Origin of the sequence: Lysinibacillus sp. NPDC095746 (assembly GCF_044763535.1) — a bacterium.
Classification (GTDB): Bacteria; Bacillota; Bacilli; order Bacillales_A; family Planococcaceae; genus Lysinibacillus.
In genome coordinates this window covers 1-22,081 of record NZ_JBIWGL010000023.1, presented here as the reverse complement: position 1 = coordinate 22,081, position 22,081 = coordinate 1, and the positions used below count along the sequence as shown (strand labels likewise).

The following is a 22,081-nucleotide window of genomic DNA, read 5'->3' as shown; positions in this document are numbered from 1 at the left end:
TAGATAGTACAATAATTGGTATAGACAACTATACCTAAAGGGGGGCGGAAAATTGTTAGCTTTCTTACAAAAAATTGGTAGGTCGTTAATGTTTCCAATCGCTACTTTACCAGCAGCTGCATTACTATTACGTTTAGGCTCTGATGATATGCTTGGTGCAGTACCGAATGACGTTGTGCATTATATTGCAAGCATTATGGCTGCTTCAGGTGATGCTATTTTAGGTAATTTACCCATTATTTTTGCAATCGGTATTGCAATAGGCTTTGCGCACGATAATAGTGGTGGTGCTGCGTTAGCAGGTGCCATTGCCCATCTTATATTAGTCGCAGTCTTAGGGGCCGTTAATAAAGACTTAAATATGGGCGTATTTGGCGGTATTATTGCTGGTGTTACAGCAGGTTTACTGTATAACAAATTTTATAATGTTAAATTTCCAGAATGGTTATCCTTCTTTGGAGGACGGCGATTTGTACCCATTATAACGTCTATTACAATGGCGGTTTTAGCTAGTATTTTAGCTTTAGTGTGGGGACCAATTCAAGGTGGAATCGATGCAGTAGGGAACTGGTTTATTGGGGCAGGATCACTTGGGGTAGGAATGTATGGTTTTTTCAATCGTCTATTAATTCCAGTAGGTCTACATCATGTTATTAATACAATCATCTGGTTTGATTTTGGCGAATTTACAAATGCTGCAGGCGAACTGGTCAAAGGGGACATCCATCGCTTTTTAGCAGGAGACCCAACAGCAGGACATTTCCAAGCAGGTTTCTTCCCAATCATGATGTTTGGGTTACCAGCAGCGTGTCTTGCGATGTATTTTGCAGCGAAAAAGGAAAAACGTGCAGTAGTCGGTGGTATGTTTGTATCCATCGCGTTAACAGCATTTTTAACAGGCGTGACAGAGCCGATTGAATTTACCTTTATGTTCTTATCACCTGTACTTTATGGTATCCATGCTGTATTAACAGGTATTTCGCTTGCGATCTCTTATATGATTGGATTCCGTGATGGTTTCGGTTTTTCAGCAGGTTTAATTGACTATTTATTAAACTTTGGTTTAGCAGATAGACCATGGCTATTAATTCCATTGGGATTAGGTTTTGGCGCTATTTACTTCGTTATTTTTTATTTCTTAATCAAGAAACTAGACTTAAAAACGCCAGGTCGTGAGGATGAAGAGGAGGACGGAACGGAAGCTGATTCAGCTCTATCTAACGATTTAGATGTTCGAGCTTACAAAACAATCGAAGCGTTAGGTGGACCAACTAATATTAAGCAAGTTGATTACTGCACAACCCGTCTTCGTATGACTGTTGGCGATGTGGATCAGGTGGATGAAAAAATGTTAAAACAAACGGGTGCGCGTGGTGTTATGCGAATTAATAAGACAAACGTACAAGTGATTATTGGTACATCCGTCGAATTTTTAGCAGAAGCTATGAAAGATCGCCTGAAAAAAGGTAACCCAACTCCTGCAAATATTTCTTTACAGCAAGATCCGTCTATTATTAAAGAGACTGTAGCACAAGCAACAATTTCTTCAGATGATTTTGAAATGCCCATGACAGGTGATTTAATACCGTTAGCTGAAGTGCCTGACGAAGCCTTTTCATCAGGTATAATGGGACCCGGTTTTGGCATTCATCCGACAGATGGTACGGTTTATGCACCGTTTGATGGAAGAGTAGTCATGATTTTCCCAACGAAGCATGCTATCGGCTTAAAATCCGATACAGGTGTAGAAATACTAATTCATGTTGGTTTAGATACTGTCAAGCTAAACGGTGAAGGGTTTGAAATGATAGTTTCAGAGGGGCAGTTGATTCAACGGGGTGATCCGTTATTAAAAGTAGACTTTAAGAACATTAAAGACAAAGTACCTTCTATCGTCACACCAATTGTATTCACAAATTTAATTGGACGAGGAGTTACACTTGAAAAATCCGGTTTCCAACGAGCTGGTTCTAATAATATTATTTCTATTAAAAAATAATAAACAAGGATTTGAATAAAAGGGGAACATTACAACTTTTAGAATGTGATTTACAAGGAATGGAGCTTTAATGAATTTGAGGAAAGGGGCATCTAGAATTGAAATTAGAACGTTATTCTTCTAGAAATGAATTATACGCTCGTGCAGTAGACATTATAACGAATGCAAAAAATAACGGTGCTACAACGTTCGGTTTAGCTACAGGAGGTACAATGGAACCGCTATATTCTAAAATCTGTGAGACTGAGGTTGATTTTTCCGATTGTATTAGCTTTAATTTAGACGAATATGTTGGACTAAGTGCTAAACATGAACAAAGCTATGCATATTATATGGCTACACATTTATTTCGTCATAAACCGTTTAAAGAAGCCTATTTACCGAATGGTTTAGCTGATAATCCTACAGAGGAAGCTGCTCGCTATGAATCTTTATTACAACAGCATCCGTTAGATTTCCAATTGCTTGGTATCGGACAAAATGGCCATATCGGTTTCAATGAACCAGGAACAGCATTTGATTCATTGACTCATCTGATAACGCTTGAACAATCTACTCGCCAAGCAAATGCACGCTTCTTTGATTCTATCGAAGAAGTACCAACGCAAGCCATTACGATGGGGATTCACTCCATTATGCGCGCAAAATGCATTTTGTTAATCGCTGTTGGAGATGCAAAACGTGATGTTTTTAAACATGTACTTGCATCTGACTATACGGAAGATGTGCCAGCAAGTGTTTTAACAAAGCATCCAAATGTTGTGATATTAACAGATTTACAAGAGTAGGGAAACGTCCTCGTATGTCCAGCTAGTCATGTACTATTAGACAAGATAAAAAGCAGTTGAAGATACAAGAAATTGTAGAGCTTCAACTGCTTTTTTTACAGGTGTACAACAGCCGCTGCAATAAATTAAAGCCTCCGGCGGATAAAGGGGTTAATAAAGTATGTTAGCCTAAAATCATCGCATCCATTGCGACAACAGCTATCTGCCCTGCATCTGTGCCGCTGCCGCTACGCTTTCGCGCAAAAGACATGTGCAGGCCTTAGGACAAAGCCAATTCCGGACGCAATTATGCCAAGGCGGTAGTGTTGTGTAGAAAATGTTTCAAGACGTAAATAGAATTCGATATAATGAATGAAAAACTAGAGAGGCATGTTTATGGAAACAGAATGGTTACGAACTTTTATTGTTGCAGCGAAAAAAGAGAATTTTCGTGAGACTGCAGAACAACGTGATGTTGAGGCGTTCTTAGCAGTTTGTCATCTGATTTACAAAGATGTAGTTAATAATTAATATAGAGCAAGAATTAAAGTTTGGAAGAAGAATTTCTCTAACTTAAAGTTCAAATCTAAAAAATTCATTAACAGGTTATTAGCTTGAGAGTATGTATGAAATTTGTTTTATGAATTCTTATATAAAGTTGGTGTAATAGGAAAATGAAAGTATTAATCGTAGATGATGAAGAAAAAATTACAGAGGTATTGTCATCTTATTTTGAAAATAACGGAGATCATACATATATTGCACATACAGGAGAATCCGCAATTCAAATGATCGATCAAGTACCTCTTGATATGATTATTTTAGATTTAATGTTGCCAGATATGGCGGGAGAAGATATTTGCCAATATGTAAAATCAAATTACGATATTCCTGTGATTATGCTTACAGCAAAAATCTCTATTGATGATAAGGTAATTGGATTTAAAATGGGTGCAGATGACTATGTCGTTAAACCATTTCATCCTAAAGAAATATTAATAAGAGCAGAGCGGTTGTTACCCAGTTCATATAAAAACCAAATTATTATTTTAGGACAGTTGGAATTCCATAAAGATGAGAGAAAAGTATTTGTACATCATCAAAGTATTCAGCTTACGCCACATGAATTTAGCATTTTACTATTACTAGCTGAAAATCCTAAAAAGGTTTTTAGCAGGGATGATATTATTCAAAAAATTTATTGCTTTGATTCGGACATGAATCCACGTATTGTGGATCAACATATTAAAAATATCCGTAAAAAAGTTAAGGAAGAGTACATCCAAACTGTCTTCGGTTTGGGCTACAAAATAAATGAAAAGGTTATAAATCAATGAAATTTCATATAAAAATTGCCTTAATTATAGCTATCTTTTCTACAAGCATACTTTTATTTATCACAGGGATATTACTGTATAAAGGTCATGAACATTTGATGATGCTCCATATTACAGATTCTAAGGAATTAATTCACCATTTTGATATGGCATTAAGGGAAACGGCCATGTGGTCATTAGGCCTTTTACTTATTTTTATAGTAATTTCTAGTTTGTTAATTGCAAAAACATTAACGAAACCTATCCAAGAACTGAATCACTTTGCGTTAAGACTAGTGCGTGGAGACCGGCACTTAAAGATAAGTTATACGATTAATGATCAAATTGGTCAATTAGGTAGATCACTGATGAAACTAGATGAAACGTTAAACACTTATGAACTCCGTCGTAAAGAAATGACACAGGATCTTGCACATGAAATTCGTAATCCATTAGCCTCAATAAAAAGCTATTTAAGTGCATTTGAAGATGGGATTTGGACAGCTACTCCAGCTCGTTTGAAAGCATGTGTTGAGGAAATTGATAGGCTAATTCTTCTTGTTGGAGAATTGGATACCTTAAATGATATTAATAATCCTACATTTAAGGTCATGATGAAAGAGCAACCGATTGCTAATGTAATTGAAAAGTCTGTGATTACGTTGGCAAGTGAATTACTTGAAAAAGAAATTCAGGTAGATTTAGATTTAGACAAAACAATCCATGCAAAGGTCGATGCTTTGAGATTGAATCAAATTCTACACAATATTATAAAAAATGCTATGTACCATGTGCAAAAAGATGGCATTATACTAATTAAATTATTTAAAGAAAATGACGATTATATAATTCTTGTAAATGATAATGGAATTGGTATGGATGATGAAACAAGTAAAAAAATCTTTGAGCGAAATTATCGAGTGGAAAATCGATATACTGGCAATGGTATTGGTATGACAATTACCAAAAAACTTGTGGAAGCACATAACGGTACAATTTCCGTCAAAAGTGAAAAAAATAGAGGAACTACATTTTGTATACAAATGCCTCTTTCTACATAATTTCTACACAACTGTTCTATATACTTATGGTGAAAGGAATGGTTGATATGAGGAAAATAGCATTAGCAGCAAGTATTATTGCGAGTTTGGGCATACTTGGGGCTTGTAGTCAAGGAAATAGTAACGATATGAAGGATATGGATCATTCCTCTATGAACATGGATGGTATGGAACACTCTACAAAAGATATGAAAGACATGGATCATGACAAGATGAAGGACCATGAGAGTCACAGTAATGTGGTAAGTTTAAACAATTCGACAGGAGTAAATGAAGTAAAAGTCCCTGCTGAACTTAAAAGTAATAAAAAGGATGAAGTTGTATACACAGTTAGGGCACAAAAAGGAAAAACAGAAATATTCGATGGTGTTCAAACAAATACGTATGGGTATAACGGATCGTTTCTCGGACCGATGATTCGTCTTGAAAAAGGTGAAGCTGTAAAGATTAGAACTATCAATGAACTTGATGAGAATACAACTTTTCATTGGCATGGACTAGAAGTGTCAGGGGAAAAAGATGGTGGGCCTCAAAGCATTCTGAAACCTGGAGAAGAAAAAATTCTCGAATTTAAAGTGAATCAGGAAGCAGCAACGCTATGGTTCCATCCCCATCCACATGGAAAAACGGCTGAACAGGTATATAACGGGCTTGCAGGTTTAGTTTATATTGAAGATGATCATTCAAAAAGTCTTGGATTGCCAAATGATTATGGAAAGAACGATTTCCCTTTGATTTTCCAGGATAGAATATTTGATGATAAGAAGCAATTGAATTATCGCGTTACAATGAACACAGATGGAACGATTGGAGATACATTATTAATTAATGGAACGCTCAATCCTAAATTGACTGTAAAGAAAGAGAAAGTGCGCCTTCGTTTATTAAATGGATCTAATGCGAGAAATTATACCTTTAAATTGAATACAGGGGATTCCTTTCTTCAAATCGCAACAGATGGTGGTTTCTTGAATGAACCCGTTTCTTTAAAAGAGATTACATTAACGCCATCCGAAAGGGTAGAAATCGTAGTTGACTTTTCAAAAATAAAGGACGTTAATGACCTAGCTTTAATAAATGAGGATGGATCTGTCCTTTTACCATTTGTAGTTACAGATCAAAGTGGAGAGGCAAGTATGCTCCCTAAAAAATTAAATGATCTATCATTAGAAGGTAAAAAAGTGGATCTACCTGTTACAAAAAAAGTGGAACTCTTTGGAATGATGGACATGGTCACGATAAACGGCAAGAAATTTGATCCGGAAAGAATTGATTTTACCCAAAAACAAGGTGTTACTGAGGTATGGGAAATTTATAATAAGCCGGATATGATGGGCGGCATGATTCATCCATTCCATATTCATGGAGCACAATTTAAAGTACTCTCTCGTGATGAGAAAAAGCCACCTGAAAATGAACAAGGATGGAAGGACACAATCTCCGTAAAACCAGATGAGACAGTAAAAATAGCTGTACAATTTAAACATAAGGGCATCTACATGTTCCATTGTCATATTTTAGAGCATGAGGATAATGGAATGATGGGTCAAATTCAGGTGGATTAATGCTTAATTGTGGTTAAAATGAAGATTGATTAAAATCCTGTGTTAATTTTTAATACGGGATTTTTCTTTTATGTTTTTTACGAGAGGATATGGAGGCATTTTAAGCAGTTTGTCATCTGATATAAAAAAATAGAAGGTGTTTATAGATGTATAGTTTAATGTCAAAAATAAGCCAATTCATTAGTGACCCTATTACAGTATTTTTGAACTCCTATGAACATTCTCCTTTCATTGTTGCGATTCTTCTTGGATTAATAGGCGCTTTAGCACCTTGTCAATTAACGGGGAATATAAGTGCAATCACCTTTTATGGAAATCGGACATTTCAAACGAAAAACAATTGGCAAGAAATTGTATTTTTTATTCTAGGGAAAGTTGTTGTATTTAGTATAATAGGTTTCTTCGCTTGGCTTTTCGGTCAGTCCTTTGAAACTGAGATGACTAAGTATTTTCCTATTTTTCGCAAAGCAATTGGTCCGATCATGTTCATAACAGGACTCGTGCTAATTGGAATTTTAAAATTGAAATTTCTAAATCGAATTCCTAATTATATTCCGGCTGTGTTAAAAGAAGGTAAAATTGGCTCCTTTCTGATGGGCGCTAGTTTTTCCATAGCCTTTTGCCCTACGATGTTTGTGCTATTTTTCGTGTGGTTAATGCCAACAGTCGTAACCTCTTCGTATGGGGTAGTGTTACCGGCCATTTTTGGTATAGCAACTTCTGTACCACTACTAGTGATGCTGGGGCTTATTCATTTTTTTGACGCAAAAAGATTCATTATGCGTACAAGCATGAAAATGGGAAGAGTGATTCAAATTGTAGCGGGTGTTATTCTGATTATTATAGGCGTAGCAGATACGATTACATACTTGGGATTGTATTAGAGAGGAAGAACTTCGCTTCTAAAAGGCTTATAAACATCGTAATTAATTTGAATTTCACATTTTATCTAAAGTGGGAATATATGATTGGGGTGATCTAATTCATGAATGATTAAAAATCGGTATTTTCACACGAATTATTAGTATTATAAGGGTGCTAAAATGCATTGGGGTGAGATTATGGATGAACGAAAAAGACTAGTGCAGCAAAAAATAAAAGTTGTCAAACAAAAAAATCAGAGAACTAATTTAATGAATTTATTTCCTAAACATATTTCAAGTGTTATAGAAAAAAGTGAGTTGATTACTTCTCCAGAATTAGAAAAAATTTTAAATAAAGTTCACGAGAAATGAAATTATGAATTACATAAAGTGGATTTTGCGATTAAATATAGTGATTTCAGAAAAGATTTTGTTGGGAACAAGAGGTTATTCATTATGTGGAAGGAATTACAATTGAAAATCGATTAGTGTACTTGTTTTTTGGGATAGATGATTGTCCAATATTTCTTGTTGACGGAAAATGGGCATTAATGAACTTTAGACTTCTATGGGAACATATCAACAATGATGCTATTTGGATTATTAGTCAAGATTTTAGCCATGGTGTTTTGGTTTCTCAATATCTAGGCTATTTAGAACACGATCCGAATCCAAAAGAAATAATATACGCAATTACCAAATGGGGTTATTAATCAAAAGGTATTATATAAATAATAGGGTCTTTATGTACTAATAACAACAATCTATACCCGATAACAGCCAACAATAAAGACTGTAACATATTTAAAAAGTGTTATAAGAGGGGGGGAGTAAAAACATAATAGCGATATCATCTTTAAATATTTTCGCACCCCTCCGTTTAATTAAACTGTCTCTTACCCTTCGTTATACAGGAGAATTTTTGATTTCATTATTTGTAACGTGTTTTTATGTATAATAGAGCAGATACTGAAACATATACAGAAAGAGTGAAAAAAATGATTAGTGCAACATTTTTATTTATCCTCGCAGGAATTGGAGAAATAGGGGGTGGCTATTTAATTTGGCTGTGGTTAAGAGAAGGTAAACCATTTTATTGGGGAGTTATAGGCGGGATTGTATTGGCTTTATATGGAGTTGTCGCTACGTTTCAGTCCTTCCCAACCTTTGGAAGAGTCTACGCTGCCTATGGAGGTGTTTTTATTGTCCTTTCCATTTTGTGGGGTTGGGGAATCGACGGAAAAAAACCAGACATCTTAGATTTCGTTGGAGCAGGCATTTGTTTGATTGGTGTTTTGGTGATTTTAATCCCTCGTTCATGATAAATAAAATCTTTTTATGAACCTTTACAATTTGAGTAAAATCATGATTGTGAAGGGTTTTTTTACTTTAAATTAAGGCGGTTTTTGAAAATGCTATGAAGAATATTTAAAGTAAATGAAAATATACATGCTATTTGTTTACTTAAATTACTGGATATAACCAAGATTTATTCCTTGAATGTAATCAAAAAGTACAAAAAGAAGGATTTTAAGAACTTGAAATCGAATTTTTTATGAAATCCCAGAAATGTTTGGAGGTTGCCATTTTGCTACTTTATTTTTAATACCTATCATCTACCTAAAAATTTAAAAATAATTTAGGAGTTGATATAAGTTGATATACCAAAATTCTCTTGATGGAATTTCTTCTGAAATGTTGACTGGCTTTTTTGTAGATTGGCCGAATCCGCCTAATCCACAAACTCACTTAAAGCTGTTAACAAACAGTAGTAAGATAGTCGTTGCTTTAGATAACCATACGAATCAAGTAGTAGGATTTATAACTGCGATTAGCGATGGCGTTTTATCTGCCTACATTCCGTTCCTTGAAGTGTTGCCGGAGTATAAAAATAAAGGTATTGGCAAGGAATTAGTCAAACAAATGTTAAAGGAGCTTGAAGATATCTATATGATTGATTTATGTTGTGATGATGACTTAGTTCCTTATTATGAGAAGTTAGGAATGTTAAAATCAAACGGAATGCTCGTTAGAAATTACGAAATGCAGTCTGGAATTAAATAAATATAAAGAAAAACGCTTGGATATTTTCAAGCGTTTTTACGTGCTACGTTATTCATCAAAGCCTTCTGCGATTTCGTGTGTGTAATGGCTGTTATTTTTTTAGGCAACAAAGCGTAATCTACAATAATCAGCAAACCATTGATGATTCTGATAAAATTTTGACTGTAATAATTTTCTGCATTTTGCATAAATCTGTTCTTTTTCATTTTCTGATAAATGCTTTAGAATATTATGACTGAACATTTTTAGCCAATTACGTAACCTGTTTTCGCCTAGAAGCGGTGTTGGGCGCTCATATAGCGTAATCATTTCAACTGTAAATCCAGCGCCTACTAATTTCGACTGATATTCTTCTAAAGTTGGAAAATACCAAGGGAAGTAATCCTCAATATAAGACAATTTTAATTCCTTCATACTTTTTTGCAGTGCCCAAACAATAGAAGCAATATTACCGTGACCTCCCATTTCAGCAACGAAACGACCCCCTTGTTTCAGTGCATTGTAAATATTTTTGAATGACTTCATCCAACTGTTTATCCAACGTAATGTAGCATTTGAAAAGACTGCGACGAATTGATTTGTCATGTTAAGTACGGTAGCATCCATTGTTTGAAACGTAATGTCTGGGTATTTTTGCTGTGCAGCAATAATCATGTCATGAGAGGTATCTATCTCTTGAATTTTGGCACCAAGAGCTGCAATTTCATGGGCTAAATCACCTGTGCCACAACCTACGTCTAAAATTTCCTCATTTTTTTGTGGTGCAAGCAGATCTACTAAGCTCCTTCCGAATTTTGGAACAAAGTCATGCTTTTGATCATATAAATTGGCATTCCATTTTGTTGTTATTTCCCTCATCTCCTTTCTATGAGCTTATCAAAAAGTTTAATTGAACAGAAATGCGTAAAATGATCAATTTTGATTCCATATTGGAATATAGAAGGGATAAACGCTATAAATAATGCGATACCGCTTTCGACTGATACCCGTTGGCTCAATTGGTTCATTGAAAGCCCCAGCCGGATTTTGCTGATAGCCAATATTTTTTTATTCATTCGCATACTTAATTGTGTTACCAAAATTTTGTTGTTTTTTTGTCAACATTTTTCGCATAAATAGGTACCATTTGTCAATGCGAGTAATATGATATAAAAAAATAAGGGATGTGGTATCGTGACTTGGTTAATCATTTTGGCTTTTACTTTTTCATCTAGTATTGATAATTTGGGTGTCGGACTTTCTTACGGCATTCGAAAGATAAATGTTAGATTTGATAAAAATATTTTAATCTCGATCATTTGTTTTCTAATGAGTATGGCAGGCATTACATTTGGCGTATGGCTGTCAAAAATTCTTCCAGGTATGCTTCCTGTCGTCATCGGAGCGATATTATTATGTATAATCGGAATTCGGATTATTCTATTGGCGAAACCGCGGAAACAAGAAACTTCAAAAGTGAATAAAAACAATGCTAATAATAATGTTCAAGATATTTTAAGGAATCCCGAGGAAGCTCAATTCAATAAGTCTGGTGAAATTGGATGGGGAGAGGCTGTACTTCTCGGCATTGCCTTAGCGGCGAATGCATTAACGAATGGTGTAGGTGCAGGTCTACTTGGTCTTTCACCACTTGTCATCTCGATACTTGCTGCAATTGGGAGTTTTATTACTGTTTGGTTAGGTGTCAAGTTAGGGAGTAAAGTAGCAGATGTTCGGATCGGTTCATTTACTGTAGGGCAATTTGGAACAATAATTAGTGGAGTAATGTTGATAATCATTGCTTTTGCTGCTTTCTTCTAATTAATTTGTTGACAAAATGTCAACAAAATTATACACTTCTTGAGAATGATCATTTCATGTTTGACACTACTTTAAGCCTGTAAGAAGGGAGAATCGATAATGGCTGAACAGAAAAACAGTACACTTGGTTTAATGCTGAGAGAGTTATTGAAAGAACGTTCATTATCTATGCGGAAGTTTAGTGAACTCACTGGAATCGACACAGCTACGATCTCACGGATAATAAATGGTAAGAGAAATGCGACACCACAACATTTAGAAAAATTTGCAGACTGCCTTGATGTTCCTTTAATCAATCTTTTTGAAGCAGCAGGATACCCAATTGAACAGAGACAAGAAGAATCAGATTCAGATATTCATACCTCTGTTGACGCAATACAATCTCTTCTTAAATCTTCTAATGTTTATGATGATGAATTTTCGGTGTCTCATGTTGAACAGAAACTAGAAAGCTATGGACTCTATGCGCAAACAGAGGAAGGTAAAAATTCGATTCTTAATGATTTTGACGAAAAAATTAAGAGTGTAGGAAGCATTGGGCCGTTTATAAGCAAATTAAAAGAGTTATATGAGAAGTTTACATTGGGGAAGGGAACCATTTTTGAACTAACCTTAATTGGAAGTACATTATTATATTTTATTATTCCAGTAGATGTTATACCGGATTATTTATTTCCTATTGGTTATCTAGACGATGCAATAGCTGTGCAACTTACTACAAAGGCATTACTAAAAAAATAACTTAGACTTAAGTGATAGGTGGATTTATTTATGAAAAGAAGCAAAAAGGGCCGTAAATGGCTAAGGAATTTGTTCTTAGCATTCGCATTAGTAATCGTAGCAGGGATTATTTATGGGGTTTATCAATATAATAGCGGATTGGCTATGGCAGACGATAGTCATTTAAAAGATAACGAAAAGGCGTTTGACCCATTTGAAGGAGCGGATGTGCAATTTGGTCAGATTAATGTGCTATTAATGGGAAGTGACGCTAGAGACGAGGATGGTAGATCGGATAGTTTAATGATTGCACACTATGATCAAACGACAAATGATGTCAAACTTGTTTCGATTATGAGGGATACGTATGTCGACATCCCAGATCACGGAATGAATAAAATAAATGCTGCTTTTGCTTTAGGAGGTCCTGAACTTGTAAGGAAAACAATTAAGCAAAATTTTGATATTGATGTAAATTACTACGCTCTTGTAGATTTTAAAGGATTCCCTAAAATTATAGATCTTTTAGCACCTGATGGGATAGAGGTTGATATTCCTTATGAAATGTCTCATGGAATTGGTATGACATTACATCCTGGGGAACAAGTTTTACATGGTAACGAGTTATTAGGTTATGTACGTTTCCGTCACGATCGCTTAAGTGATTTTGGGCGAGTGGAACGCCAGCAAGAGGTTTTGGGTAAGGTGAAGGAACAAATAGGTGTTTCGAGCTTAATGAACTTGCCAAAAATACTTGGCGTTGCAGATTCCTACATTGATACAAATGTTGATAATAAAACAATCCTTACAATTGCAAAAGGGATAGTAAAAGGAAACTCTAAAGGTATTGACACTTTACGAATTCCTATTGCAGATGCTTATGAAGACAAACGTGTCAACGTAGGTGACGTCTTGGATATTGACTTAGATAAGAACAAACAGGCATTAGAAGACTTTTTATCATCAAAGGACAATGAAAAAAATGACTAAGATATTTGATGGGACAAAAGGTGACAACATCATTAAGTAGTTAGCAGGGCAAAAATTAGAGTATGTTTTGAACAATTATTTCAAAACATACTCTTTTGTTATTTTATGGGTTCCCTTATCGGCAAATTACATTACCATCAGATGCGTGAAAATTCTCATATTAACTGATCTTGCTACATCCAAAATTCCTTGTGAAAGCAAATCTACTAAACTTTCTCCAAATGTTGAAATAAAGTCATATTTTTGATCATATAAGCATTAGTTTCGATGAAAGGTATCAAAATAAAGGCGTTTTTTTAGAAACAGAGATAGTACCATTCATTACGTGGGATGATGCTGAAGTACCACCTAGTTCGGACTCTAATAATAGAAAAAGGTTGCTGATGAATTCATCAGCTACCAATTTTATTTTTCAAGCTTTGTTAATGTTTTACCGCTCCAACCAAAGATAATTGTCAAAATTGGTCCGAGTAGACAGAAGAAGGTAAAAGGCAAGTAAGTTGTTGTTGGTATATCTAGTACACTAGCAATGAACATACCACAAACACTCCACGGAACTAGAGGATTGACTACAGTACCTGCGTCCTCCATAACACGTGATAAATTTTTAGGGGCAAGTCCTACCTTCTCAAATTGTGCTTTAAAAGCTTCACCAGTAAGTAGGATAGATAAATATTGCTCACCAATTAATGTGTTAACACCAATCCCCGTAATGGCAGCTCCTGTAATGACAGAGCCAACGCTTTTGAAGAAGCTCTCTACCTTCGCTAAAATACTTTGAATAATGCCGAGCGTAAATAATAGACCGCCCATTGTTAATGCTAATAAGACTAAGGCAATTGTAAATAACATACTGTTCATACCACCACGACTCAGTAATGCATCTACATCTTTATTTCCCGTACTAGATACATAGCCTTCAAAAAGCATTTTAAAGACATTCGATAATGCAATAGGTTCTTGTATGTAGGCAAGTCCAACACCGATAACTGAGACGACTGCGAGTGTGATAAGTGCAGGCGCTTTATAAAAAGTCATAATAACAAGAACAACAATTGGCAATAATGTATACCAATGAATAAGACCAGTAGACAGTAATCCATCTTTAAATTGCTCAACTGTTTCAAATGAAGTATTTGCTTCTGTTGGTGATAATATTGCATAAAGGACGAATGAGATTACGAATGCTGGAATGGTTGTCCAACCCATATTTTTAATATGCTCGAAAAGATCGACGCCAACCGTACCAGATGCAAGATTGGTTGTATCCGATAACGGAGACATTTTATCACCAAAGAAAGCTCCTGAAACAATCGCACCAGCTGTTATAGCTAATGAGAGGTCCATTGCACCAGCAATTCCCATAAAGGCAACGCCAACAGTTGCTACAGTAGTTAAAGAACTACCTACAGAAACACCAACGATACTACAAATCAAAAATACGATCGCAAAGAAAAAACTTGGTGTAACTGTTAAAAAACCGTAATAGATAAGTGTTGGAATTGTGCCACCCATAATCCAACTCGAAATTAAAATACCAATAAAGAAGAAAATAAAAATAGCCCCAAGTCCAGCACTTGCACCAGCAATCATACCAGTTTCAAGCTCACGAAAAGGAACTTTTTTTAGTAATCCATAGGCAATTAAAAGTGAAATGACAAGAAAAATAGGTATATGGGGTGTTGCTTTTAAAAACCCAATACTGAGCGCCATCATGGCAATTATTAATAGTATTATAAAGCTTGCCTCAATAAATCGAGGGTTACTCTTAGCTTCTATTCGAAACATGCTAATCCTCCTACTTGTTACTTCCTCGCTTCAACGCGGTGAAGCCTAAAAGAATTATAGCACGCTAATATAATTTGTCAATCGATTGATGAAATTGGTAGTACTGTACTTAATGGGTGATGAAATAATCCCATGCATTTTTGACAATTAATGTACAAGTCATGATGATAAAAATAATACGCATCATTTTTGTCCCACGTTTCAGCGCAAATTTTGACCCCATTATCGCACCGAAAATCATAACGAAGCCCATAGGTAGACCGTATACAAAATTAACCTTTCCTAATAGTAAAAACATAGCAAGCGCGGCTAAGTTCGATGTGAAATTAAAGGCTTTTGCATTTCCCGCTGCCTGTAAGAAATCATTTCCCATCATTAATAAAAGGAAAATAAAAAAAGAACCAGTACCAGGCCCGAAGAAACCATCGTAAAAGCCAACAGCAGCAAAAGCGCCAACGAAGGCTATTTTCTTAAGAGTACTTAATGATCGCTCTTCAGGTTTTTGACCCCAATCTTTTTTGAAAACCGTATAAGCTGTTACTAGTACGAGCATAACAAGCATTAGAGGCTTTAAAATAGCTGGAGATACGAGATGCACCGTATATGCACCCATGAATGAACCAATAAAAATAAAAGGCATTATTTTCTTATTCTTGTTCACATCAACTTTGCCAGCTCGTAAAAAAGTTAACATGCTAGTCCCATTGCTAATTGTATTGGCGAGTTTGTTTGTGGCAATTGCTGTACTTGGAGGTAAACCAACAGCCAAAAGCGCAGGTAACGAAATTAATCCTCCGCCACCGACAATCGCATTTAAAAAGGATGCGATAAAGCCAAGTGCTAAAAGAATTACAAGTGATAGTAAATCGATGTCCATATGTATGATACTCACATCCTTATTTGTAAGATAAACTTTTCTTTTAACAGTACTGCGAATTGTAATAAATGACAATGGAGTTTATCTTTCGTCATGTAAATATCGTTTACAATTCCTTAACATTGGCAACGAAGAAAAAATGAAGAAAAAAATTGTTTTTTCAAGTATTTTTATAAAAATAAAAGAAAAAACGGTGATTTTTAAGGAAAATTGATATTTTTTATTATCGAGTTTCCAACGTTTTCAACTTATAAAAGTATCTAAAAATAATTGTGGCAAATTTTATATTACATTTTTGTAAATTCAACTATTTTATCTTTAAAAATTTGTAGAACTATGTGAAAGTTTTGTTATGATGATTGCAGAAATCGACAATATTCATTCAACAGGAGGAACATGATGTTCAACTCAAACAAGCAAGATCCATTTTTTAAAGCATTATTAAACATTTCTAAAAACGTTAAAGAAGGTATTTATTACGCTCATAACGCACGTATTGAAAATATAGATTCACTAAAAGAAATCGCAGACACAATGAAGCGATATGAAACAAGTGGAGATAAATTGATTCACGAGCTTATCGTTATGCTCAATAAATCATTTATGACACCTATCGAGCGTGAAGATATTTTATCACTTGCCAATAAATTAGATGATGTTATTGATGGAATGGAAGGCTGTATTGCTCATTTTGACATGTACAATTTAACAGAAGTTACAGACCCGATGCGCCAATTCTTAACATATATTGCGAAAAGTACAGATGAAATGGTCCAAGCAATGGAGCTATTAAATAGTAAAAAGCTTGTTGAAATGCGTAAACATGCTATTCAAATTAAGGACTATGAGCGTGAATGTGATGAAATTTTCCGCTCATCAATGAAGCAATTATTTATTCAAGAAAAAGATCCGATGCGCCTCATGGTATTCAAGAGTATCTATGAACAATTTGAAGATATTGCAGACTACTGTCAAACTGTAGCTAATACAATTGAAACAATAATTATGCGTAACGCGTAAGATGGAGAGTACGAAATGGATACAATATTACTGATAACAATATTAGTCGTTATATTCGCACTTGTGTTCGATTTTATTAACGGCTTCCATGATACAGCCAACGCGATTGCAACTTCTGTATCGACGAGGGCATTGAGGCCACGTACTGCAGTATACATGGCTGCACTTATGAACTTCATTGGAGCTATAACATTCGTTGGGGTAGCGAAAGCATTAACAAAAGATATTGTTGACCCGTTTAGCTTAAATGCTTTTAATGGAGATACTACAGGTTCAGTCGTTATTTTAGCGGCATTATTATCAGCCATTACATGGAATTTAGTAACGTGGTACTTTGGAATTCCATCTAGTTCATCACATACATTAATTGGCTCAGTGGCGGGTGCTGCAATTGCAGCTGCTGGCTTTAATGTATTGAACTATAGCGGCTTTATAAAAATCATTCAAGCACTTATTTTCTCGCCATTACTTGCATTTGCAGCCGGTTTCTTAATGATGACTTTATTGAAAGTTCTATTTAAGGATACAAATTTATATCGAACGAATAAAGGCTTCCGGACAATGCAAATTGGTACAGCAGCTTTACAATCATTTACTCACGGTACTAATGATGCTCAAAAAGCAATGGGGATAATTACGCTCGCTTTAATTGCAGGAGGCTTGCATCACACAGATGACATTCCTTTCTGGGTACGTTTTGCAGCAGCATGTGCAATGGGTCTTGGTACATCTGTAGGTGGTTATAAAATCATCAAAACAGTCGGTGGCAAGATTATGAAAATCCGTCCAGTAAACGGTGTTGCAGCAGACCTTGCTTCTGCGTCCATCATCTTCGGTGCTACGCTAATTCACTTACCAGTTTCTACAACACATGTAATTTCTTCATCTATCATGGGAGTAGGAACAGCACACCGTGTAAAAGGTGTTAAATGGGGCATGGCGCGAAAAATCGTGACAACATGGGTAATCACCATGCCAATTTCCGCAGTCATGGCGGCAGCTATTTATTTCATATTAAGTTTATTTTTCTAACCTAGTGAGGGGAATGCACAAATTGCGTGCATTCCTTTTTTGTTTAATTAATTCGAAATGGATTGACAGACAGAAAGACAGGGTAGAGCGACGGAAAGAGAGACGAAGTGACGGAAGGCCAGAGCAGAGCGACGGAAAGAAAAGACGAAATGACGGAAGGCCAGAGCAGAGAGACGGAAGAAAAGGCGAAACGACGGAAGGCACAAGTAGAGCGACGGAAAGAAAAGAACAAGCGACGGAAGGCACGAGTAGAGCGACGGAAAGAAAAGGCGAAGCGATAGAAGGTTAGAGCAGATGACGGAAAGAAAAGGCGAAGTGACGGAAGGCAAGGGCAGAGCGACAGAAAGTAAAGACGAAGCGACGGAAGGCAGAGCAGAGCGATAAGAAAGAAAAGGCTAAGAGACGGAAGGCCAGAGCAGAGAGACGGAAGAAAAGACGAAGCGACGGAAGGCCTGAGTATAACGACGGAAAGCAGATGTGGCAATTAATAAAATGAGAAGTCGATTATAAAGAAATTAAGAGTGGACGTGTATTACTCATTTTGAAATTTTTGGTCTATGGGCGAGGTGATTAGTGCAGCGAGTGCAAATCAATTGTTTTAAAATATAAAAGAGGTGGAGGATAGAACATGGTATTAAATTTTAGATGTAGATTGAAACTTAATATCTAGGACGAAAGAAAAGGTATGGGAGGAACTTACAGAGGAAAATATGAAAAAGATAAGCTACTCAAGTTAATAGGAGGCAAATTGAAATATTGTCTATTCCTTTTAAAAATTTTTAACCATAGAAGAAGCGGTTTAGATCAAAAAATAATCTTGCCGCTTCTTTTTATATGACTGATGTTGTTATTCTTTAAAAAATGTACAAAGTTACATTTAAATGTTAAGGGCGGTGTTGTCTGTGATTATACACGGAATTGAGCTGCCAATACCCTTAACTCCTCTGCCAAGTTTGCAAGTGCATAAGCAGATGATGAAATTTCCTCCATGGATGCCGTTTGTTCTTCAGTCGTAGCAGAAATACTCTCTGTGCCTGCTGCGTTAGATTTAGTTATGGAGTGGATCGTATTGACACTACCAACAATTTCTTCGGTGCCTGCTGCCATTTGTTCGACTGCTGCAGATACTTCTTCTACCTGCATCGTAACACTTTTAATGGCACTTTGAATTGCAGCGAAAGTAGTACGTGTATTTTCTGTTGTTTTAATTCCTTCATTAACTCCAGCTGTTACTAACTTCATTGATTCAACAGCCGTTTGAGTATCTTTTTGTGTCTCTGAAATCAACACTTCAATTTGGTTTGAAGAAACAGCAGACTGTTCCGCTAATTTTCTAACCTCATCTGCAACAACGGCAAAGCCCTTCCCATGCTCGCCAGCACGTGCGGCTTCAATTGCGGCGTTCAAGGCAAGGAGATTTGTTTGTTCAGCAATTGCTGTAATCGAATCAATAATTTGACCAATTTCATTAGAACGTTTTCCTAACAAGTCGACAACGTCGGATAAGCCTTTTACCTGTTCTGTGATGTCTATCATTTGTTGATTCATTTGATTCGCTGCATTCATACCATTTATCACTAGGGATAAAGAATCCCCTGAAAGTTCGCTGACAGCTTGAGCATTTCCAGCCACTTGTTGAACACCTGTCGAAAGCTCATTAACGGTATTGACTGTGTTGGAAACACTATTTAGTTGCTCTGCTGATCCATGAGCGATAGTTTCCATTGTATTTGCAACCATCTCTGTTGCTTTTGTAGTTTCTGCTGCATTAACATTTAACTCTTCAGATGCTGAGGCTACATGATTAGCAGTTTCAGTCACTTTTATTACTGTATTACGAATATTATTAATCATCGTGTTAAATGATTGTGTTAATTGACCGATTTCATCTTTGGATGAATATGTACCTTGCACAGTCAAATCACCGTTGCCTGCCTTTAACATAATTGCCTGTAACTCTTTAACTGGATTCACAATTAATCGTGCAATCCATGTTGCCAATGTAATAAAGAAAATAATGGCCACAACAGAGAGAATGGAAGAAATAAGCATAGTAGTGAAGAGACTTTGTTTATTTTCTTCATTTAGTTTATTGGCATCTTCGGAACCTTGAGTCATAAGATCGCGTGCATCACTTGCCATATTCTCAGCAAAATCATCTAAAATTGTGGTGTAAATAGAATAGGCTTCTGCGTTTCGGTTCTGACTAGCCAAATCAATAACATCTGCCATAGTGCTAAAATAACTATCAACATTGGATTTAAGAGATTTTAACATTTTTTGTTCATCTTCATTGCCATGGTAAATGGTTTCAAATTTCATGATTGAGTCTTTAACACTTTCAGCTCTCTCGGAGATCATTGTCTTTAGCTCAGCATTATCACTTGCTTCTGTAGTAATCATGAGTTCTAAAACGAAAGAATCCATCGCACGAATATCAGTTCGAGCTTGACCGATATATTCAATTGGCAAAAGTGATTCGTCGTACATTTCACTAGATTTTTTTGCCATATCGTTAGTGTAATAAAAACCACCACCAGAAATAATTAGCAAAAATATAACAGCGGACGTAATAAGCGTTAGAACTTTCTTTTTAATCGATAAGTTTTTCAAAATATTTCCTCCATCAGCTCAAATATCTTCGGAAAAAGTGGGATATAGTAATAACATTGGATATATTGAGTAATTTAGATTTTGTAATAATATATCACATTTAAGATTTAAATAAGAGAAGTGAGAATTGTGGGATTTTTATGAAAGATGAAGAGTTACAGCTTATTGCAATCGAGATCACTCGGAAAAAATCCAAAATAAGGGGACGAATTTTACCGTATTTGTAGGGTGATAGGGTGTTATAGTAAGGCTGTTTGAATAGGAAAGTGACTAAATCTTCATCTGTAGAGGCCAAAGCGCACTGTACTGATCTATAAGGAAATTAGAAAGGGGTTAATCCCTAAATCATTGTTTAATGACTGTTGGATAACCCCGAAATATATTATTATTGCTTTGAAAGATAAACTTTACCGTTTATCGTTACTTTAGATGCTGAAATAAGAATTTCTTTATTTGCTTTATAATATGGATCTAAAATTTGATCGATAGCAGCCCATTTTTCATTAGCTTTTTCATCGTCACCTGCTTTAGCAAGAGCTGTTGCTTCTTCATAAAGCTTTTTTAATTGTTTTTTATCATTTGCCTTAATTTCGAAATCAAAGTTAGATAAGTAATCTTCAAAGCTAAGTGGCTTAAAATAAGGAGTAATCATTTCATCAAATTCACTCCAGAGCTTTTCAGATAATTGATCATTTTTATCTTTATCAGCTTTTTTAGCATCATTGTATAAAGTTTTTAGTTTTGGCATAGCTTCAGCTGGAATATCTAATTCCAAATCTGAGATGTATTCTTCAAATGTTAACGGTGGATTTAGAGCATCTAAGTAAGGTTGAAGAACCTTTATAAATTCATCAAATTTTTCTTGTGCTTTGTCCTCTTTACCGGATTTCTCCAGTTTAATCCACTGTTGATAAATAGCCTTCAGTTGTTTTTGATCGTTTTCTTTAATAACTATATTTTTTTCACTAAATCCATACTCTTCAATGAGCTCTTCAAAGGATGCAGGTACCCAGCTGGCTAAAATATACGGCTTTGTGATTTTAACCATTTCAAGATTAATTTTTTCTACTTCATCATATTTCTCTTCTTTTTCTAATTTCTTCGTTTGATTAAACAATTTTTCTAATTTTGCTAGGTCTTCTTTTGTTATTTCTTTAGGTAAGCTCTTTTTGTATACATCAAACGTATAGAAGTCTGAATAATCTTGTACTAAGCTACCTTCGATAGAGATTTCCTGACCCTCTACTAAGTTCATTTTTTCTAATTGCTCATCTGAAAATTTCTGAATTCCAATATAATAGTTTTTGCCGTCTTTCCCTTTAACTGTGATGCTATCTCCGTAAACGCCTTTAATCGTTCCTTTAATTTGTTGCTCAGCTTTAACAGTTATTTCGTTTGTTGTTTTTGCTGTTGCTGCCTCAGCTTGATGTGGCGTGAAAACAGCCATTCCTATTGTTAGTGCTGATACAATCATCCAAGATTTTTTAGTTGTTTTTTTCATATTTATTTCTCCTCGTATATTAGTAGTAAGAGCTCTTTCCGATAGAATTTCCAGTTGATCCGGACAACTGGGGATCTGTTGGGTTTCCTATAGGAGATAGTCGCC

Annotated in this window: 22 protein-coding genes; 17 read left to right on the top strand and 5 right to left on the bottom strand. The window is 35.5% G+C overall.

Features of this window, described 5'->3' with window-relative positions; translation table 11 throughout:
• The first annotated feature begins 52 nt into the window (after positions 1-52).
• The 11 genes from nagE to ACIQ7N_RS16755 all read left to right on the top strand — a co-directional run bounded on the left by nagE (position 53) and on the right by ACIQ7N_RS16755 (position 9,635).
• Entirely contained in the window at positions 53-1,999 is a 1,947-nt protein-coding gene (nagE, locus tag ACIQ7N_RS16805) for an N-acetylglucosamine-specific PTS transporter subunit IIBC (RefSeq protein WP_402934131.1), read from the top strand.
• Positions 2,000-2,097: 98 nt separating this feature from the next.
• Positions 2,098-2,787 carry a glucosamine-6-phosphate deaminase gene (locus ACIQ7N_RS16800; RefSeq protein ID WP_402934129.1) on the top strand — a complete coding sequence of 230 codons (690 nt, stop codon included), beginning with the start codon at positions 2,098-2,100 and terminating at the stop codon, positions 2,785-2,787.
• Between the two features lie 375 nt (positions 2,788-3,162).
• Entirely contained in the window at positions 3,163-3,297 is a 135-nt protein-coding gene (locus ACIQ7N_RS16795) for a hypothetical protein (protein WP_402934126.1), read from the top strand.
• Between the two features lie 143 nt (positions 3,298-3,440).
• Positions 3,441-4,103 carry a response regulator transcription factor gene (locus ACIQ7N_RS16790; protein ID WP_402934123.1) on the top strand — a complete coding sequence of 221 codons (663 nt, stop codon included), beginning with the start codon at positions 3,441-3,443 and terminating at the stop codon, positions 4,101-4,103.
• A complete protein-coding gene (locus ACIQ7N_RS16785; protein WP_402934120.1) occupies positions 4,100-5,143 on the top strand; it encodes a sensor histidine kinase in 1,044 nt (347 codons plus the stop codon). Before ACIQ7N_RS16790 ends, ACIQ7N_RS16785 begins: the two co-directional genes overlap by 4 nt.
• Before the next feature lie 47 nt (positions 5,144-5,190).
• Entirely contained in the window at positions 5,191-6,708 is a 1,518-nt protein-coding gene (locus ACIQ7N_RS16780) for a multicopper oxidase family protein (RefSeq protein ID WP_402934118.1), read from the top strand.
• Positions 6,709-6,854: 146 nt separating this feature from the next.
• The gene (locus tag ACIQ7N_RS16775; protein ID WP_402934115.1) at positions 6,855-7,592 is read left to right on the top strand and encodes an urease accessory protein UreH domain-containing protein; all 738 of its coding nucleotides are present in this window, start codon (positions 6,855-6,857) and stop codon (positions 7,590-7,592) included.
• A 177-nt stretch (positions 7,593-7,769) separates the two neighbouring features.
• Positions 7,770-7,943 (top strand): hypothetical protein, encoded by a 174-nt coding sequence (locus ACIQ7N_RS16770; RefSeq protein WP_402934112.1) that lies wholly within the window; start codon positions 7,770-7,772, stop codon positions 7,941-7,943.
• Positions 7,944-8,029: 86 nt separating this feature from the next.
• Positions 8,030-8,284, top strand: a complete 255-nt coding sequence (locus ACIQ7N_RS16765) for a hypothetical protein (RefSeq protein WP_402934109.1) — start codon at positions 8,030-8,032, stop codon at positions 8,282-8,284.
• A gap of 285 nt (positions 8,285-8,569) precedes the next feature.
• Positions 8,570-8,893, top strand: coding sequence for a YnfA family protein (locus ACIQ7N_RS16760; protein WP_402934107.1), 324 nt, complete (start codon positions 8,570-8,572; stop codon positions 8,891-8,893).
• 334 nt (positions 8,894-9,227) lie between these two features.
• Positions 9,228-9,635: a GNAT family N-acetyltransferase gene (locus tag ACIQ7N_RS16755; protein ID WP_402934104.1), complete on the top strand. Its 408-nt coding sequence runs from the start codon at positions 9,228-9,230 to the stop codon at positions 9,633-9,635.
• A 99-nt stretch (positions 9,636-9,734) separates the two neighbouring features.
• Here the strand turns inward: ACIQ7N_RS16755 and ACIQ7N_RS16750 are convergent, their stop codons facing one another.
• Positions 9,735-10,493 (bottom strand): class I SAM-dependent methyltransferase, encoded by a 759-nt coding sequence (locus ACIQ7N_RS16750; RefSeq protein WP_402934102.1) that lies wholly within the window; start codon positions 10,491-10,493, stop codon positions 9,735-9,737.
• Between the two features lie 315 nt (positions 10,494-10,808).
• Here ACIQ7N_RS16750 and ytaF point away from each other — a divergent pair, with 315 nt between their 5' ends.
• The 3 genes from ytaF to ACIQ7N_RS16735 all read left to right on the top strand — a co-directional run bounded on the left by ytaF (position 10,809) and on the right by ACIQ7N_RS16735 (position 13,145).
• Complete coding sequence (gene ytaF / locus ACIQ7N_RS16745; protein ID WP_402934099.1) at positions 10,809-11,435, top strand: sporulation membrane protein YtaF; 627 nt, start codon at positions 10,809-10,811, stop codon at positions 11,433-11,435.
• 99 nt (positions 11,436-11,534) lie between these two features.
• Entirely contained in the window at positions 11,535-12,176 is a 642-nt protein-coding gene (locus ACIQ7N_RS16740) for a helix-turn-helix domain-containing protein (RefSeq protein WP_402934096.1), read from the top strand.
• A 30-nt stretch (positions 12,177-12,206) separates the two neighbouring features.
• Complete coding sequence (locus ACIQ7N_RS16735; protein ID WP_402934093.1) at positions 12,207-13,145, top strand: LCP family protein; 939 nt, start codon at positions 12,207-12,209, stop codon at positions 13,143-13,145.
• Positions 13,146-13,550: 405 nt separating this feature from the next.
• Here ACIQ7N_RS16735 and nhaC read toward each other — a convergent pair whose 3' ends face one another.
• Complete coding sequence (gene nhaC, locus ACIQ7N_RS16730) at positions 13,551-14,933, bottom strand: Na+/H+ antiporter NhaC (RefSeq protein WP_402934090.1); 1,383 nt, start codon at positions 14,931-14,933, stop codon at positions 13,551-13,553.
• Between the two features lie 109 nt (positions 14,934-15,042).
• Complete coding sequence (locus ACIQ7N_RS16725) at positions 15,043-15,810, bottom strand: sulfite exporter TauE/SafE family protein (protein WP_402934087.1); 768 nt, start codon at positions 15,808-15,810, stop codon at positions 15,043-15,045.
• Positions 15,811-16,209: 399 nt separating this feature from the next.
• Here ACIQ7N_RS16725 and ACIQ7N_RS16720 point away from each other — a divergent pair, with 399 nt between their 5' ends.
• From ACIQ7N_RS16720 to ACIQ7N_RS16710, 3 genes are read left to right on the top strand one after another with little or no spacing between them, the layout of a single operon-like run.
• The gene (locus ACIQ7N_RS16720; protein WP_132363005.1) at positions 16,210-16,830 is read left to right on the top strand and encodes a DUF47 domain-containing protein; all 621 of its coding nucleotides are present in this window, start codon (positions 16,210-16,212) and stop codon (positions 16,828-16,830) included.
• Positions 16,831-16,845: 15 nt separating this feature from the next.
• A complete protein-coding gene (locus ACIQ7N_RS16715; protein WP_132362871.1) occupies positions 16,846-17,862 on the top strand; it encodes an inorganic phosphate transporter in 1,017 nt (338 codons plus the stop codon).
• Positions 17,863-17,884: 22 nt separating this feature from the next.
• Positions 17,885-18,151 carry a hypothetical protein gene (locus tag ACIQ7N_RS16710; RefSeq protein WP_402934084.1) on the top strand — a complete coding sequence of 89 codons (267 nt, stop codon included), beginning with the start codon at positions 17,885-17,887 and terminating at the stop codon, positions 18,149-18,151.
• A 617-nt stretch (positions 18,152-18,768) separates the two neighbouring features.
• Here ACIQ7N_RS16710 and ACIQ7N_RS16705 read toward each other — a convergent pair.
• Complete coding sequence (locus tag ACIQ7N_RS16705) at positions 18,769-20,475, bottom strand: methyl-accepting chemotaxis protein (RefSeq protein WP_402934081.1); 1,707 nt, start codon at positions 20,473-20,475, stop codon at positions 18,769-18,771.
• Between the two features lie 385 nt (positions 20,476-20,860).
• Complete coding sequence (locus ACIQ7N_RS16700) at positions 20,861-21,976, bottom strand: hypothetical protein (protein WP_402934078.1); 1,116 nt, start codon at positions 21,974-21,976, stop codon at positions 20,861-20,863.
• Positions 21,977-22,081: the final 105 nt, after the last annotated feature.